The sequence below is a fragment of the Streptomyces sp. P9(2023) genome (assembly GCF_032436795.1).
In the GTDB taxonomy this organism is placed as follows: domain Bacteria; phylum Actinomycetota; class Actinomycetes; order Streptomycetales; family Streptomycetaceae; genus Streptomyces.
In genome coordinates this window covers 1-229 of record NZ_JAUPWM010000917.1, presented here as the reverse complement: position 1 = coordinate 229, position 229 = coordinate 1, and the positions used below count along the sequence as shown (strand labels likewise).

Annotated in this window: 1 protein-coding gene; it reads left to right on the top strand. The window is 68.1% G+C overall.

What is annotated here, in order from left to right; genetic code table 11:
• Positions 1-39: 39 nt before the first annotated feature.
• The coding region (locus tag Q5762_RS39885; protein WP_315897208.1) for a hypothetical protein at positions 40-229 on the top strand (190 nt) is incomplete at its 3' end.

Genomic DNA, 229 nt, shown 5'->3' with positions numbered 1-229 from the left:
CACGGCGAGGGCCACGGACCCCAGAAAGGGGCACATCTCATGACTGATCCTATCACCGTCACAACACAAGCGGAACTGGACGCCGCTATCGCCGCAGGAGCGCGGGTCATCGACATCCGCTCCGAGCCCGGCTCATACATCCCGGTCACGGCCTGCGACTCGGCCACGGTCAGGGCCTGCGACTCGGCCACGGTCAGGGCCTACGGCTCGGCCACGGTCACGGCCTGCG